Source organism: Nostoc sp. CHAB 5715, assembly GCF_020829685.1.
Lineage (GTDB): Bacteria > Cyanobacteriota > Cyanobacteriia > Cyanobacteriales > Nostocaceae > Nostoc.
In genome coordinates, this window is record NZ_JAIVFR010001163.1 from 1 (window position 1) to 2096 (window position 2096).

3 protein-coding genes and 1 pseudogene are annotated in these 2096 nt (G+C 43.4%); 1 reads left to right on the top strand and 3 read right to left on the bottom strand.

The window, feature by feature from the left end; genetic code table 11:
- Nucleotides 1-693: 693 nt before the first annotated feature.
- Nucleotides 694-828, bottom strand: a complete 135-nt coding sequence (locus tag LC574_RS38430; RefSeq protein ID WP_267871818.1) for a hypothetical protein — start codon at nt 826-828, stop codon at nt 694-696.
- 190 nt (nt 829-1018) lie between these two features.
- Here LC574_RS38430 and LC574_RS37225 point away from each other — a divergent pair, with 190 nt between their 5' ends.
- A complete protein-coding gene (locus tag LC574_RS37225; RefSeq protein WP_229458639.1) occupies nt 1019-1342 on the top strand; it encodes a thioredoxin family protein in 324 nt (107 codons plus the stop codon).
- Here the strand turns inward: LC574_RS37225 and LC574_RS37230 are convergent.
- Complete coding sequence (locus LC574_RS37230; protein ID WP_229458640.1) at nt 1339-1560, bottom strand: hypothetical protein; 222 nt, start codon at nt 1558-1560, stop codon at nt 1339-1341. The genes LC574_RS37225 and LC574_RS37230 overlap by 4 nt on opposite strands.
- A 108-nt stretch (nt 1561-1668) precedes the next feature.
- A pseudogene (locus tag LC574_RS37235) lies at nt 1669-1974 on the bottom strand (DUF5942 domain-containing protein); the annotation flags it as partial.
- Nucleotides 1975-2096 lie beyond the last annotated feature (122 nt).

Consider the following 2096-nt stretch of genomic DNA (forward strand, 5'->3'; position numbering starts at 1 on the left):
ATGTCCGACTTAGTACTTAGTCAAAAGCGAGCGGAGCGTGGCAATCCCAAACCTTTGCGATTGCTTCATTCCACTTCGTTGCATTCGCAATGACATATCGTAAGTGATTTGCCGAACTTGATATCAGTTGTTTGATACCCTACGTATTCCTACGTTGCTACCGCTACGCTAAGAGCAAGCTACTGGCTCCCCTGAAAAAGGGGGAACTCTAAGAGCTAACTTTTTCAGGGGTTTGAGGATCTTTTGTGCGTAAGCCCTAAAGCAGCAATCATGCTTGACACACCATTATTTAAGGCAGCACACCGCTCATTTAATTGGCAAATTAGTCCTGATAACTAACCCCTCTGAGGTTTTTCTTTGATAAACAAACAGTAACAACTTCAACCTCTGCTAATTTATCCGGTAGCGACCTATATACTGTAGAAAAGATTACTGGTAGATGTACCTTGATAACTCACTCCCCTAGTTGGCTAAAACCCACTGGGGTTTTTTTATTTTAAAAAATAACTGACCTTTGTACAAATTTCTCCGGAGTATGGTGTTCAACCTGAGAACATTTAATTGGTAGATGCACCCTGATAACTAACTCCCCTGGTTGGCTAACACCTACTGGGGGTTTTTTTGGCTTAGACGCGTAGGGGCTTGTCGTTAGACATCGCTCACATAACTGGAGTGCATCACTTGTAGTTGTTGCTACTGCTGGTAAACCTTGAGTATCCTTATGTTGCTAGGATAAAGTATAACGCGATCGCCCCGTCCCTGAATCGCTTTCTTTTTATTATGAGCTAGAGATGCCATACCAAAATGATTGCTATGATATTTAATCATATTCTTAATTTTTTTTCTACATTTTGACCCTTACTCCCAAAAAATTGCCCTCCCTACTACAAGCAGGGAAGGAGAAAAAGTTACTGGTTCAGGGTTTCACTATTAAGTTGCCAAGAATGACCAGCTATATGGTAATATTTCATGGCGTTATGCTAAAAAACTTTGCCTAGAATCAAAGAGTCCCTAACCCATGAGTTTAGCTGTAATTAAGTTCTCTTCAGAAGAGTGCGGCATCTGCCACAAAATGTCTTTTTATGACAAAAAGGTGGCACAAGAACTGGGTTTAGAATTTATCGATGTCAAAATGCAGGATACGGCTGCTTACCGCAAGTATCGCAAGATTTTATTAACTCAGTATCCCGATAAATCAGAAATGGGATGGCCTACTTACATCATCTGCAATTCTCCAGAAGGGGAATTTCAGATTGTGGGTGAAGTAAAAGGAGGTCATCCCAAAGGGGAGTTTAGAAGCCGTCTTCAAGAGGTTCTAAATTCCACAGCTAGTCAGAATTAAATTACCTCAAAAGATTTAACCTCCAGGACAGGGCCAATCATGGCAGTTGTCATGATATCTTCACGTACCTGGCCTTTAACTTTTGCTTTTTGTCCGGCTTTGAGTAAGTCTTTGTCAGCCCCTCTGAGGATTTCGTAAGTAACGCCCTCTTCTGTGACTAACGCCCATGCGCCTGTGCCAATATCACGGCGTTCGATCGTACCTGTAAGTGTAATCATAGTGGGGGAGTGGGGAGTAGGGAGTAGGGAGTAGGGAATAGGGGGTAGGGAGTAGGGAGTTATTAAAAATTCTTCCCCACTCCCCATTCCCCACTCCCCACTCCCCATTTATGCTATTTTTTCTTCGTTTTTCAATGCTAAACGAGCAAGTCCATAACAGATTAGGGCATTGGCGATGAGGAAGAGGCGTGCTATGTTACCACTTCCCAAACCCATAACTGCTGGATCGAAAAACGCACTTACTGTCAAGCACGCTGCAACACCTAAGGTTGAACCAATGGCAAACCATCTCCAACTAGGATGTCCCAGCAGCAATGCCATTAACACAATGGGAATCAGTATGCTAGCAAATAGGGGATTCAATGCATCGGTTCCCTGGAGAGTATTGCCGAGTTCGGGAATTGAACTGCCCAAATTACCGCCAGCCAAACCCAGAGAATCAATGATCAAGTTGCCTTTTGGTAAGCCAGAAGTTCTTGCCCCCTGGACAATTCAGGTATTGCAATCTCCACCGCGTTGGGAATCGCTGGATCTGA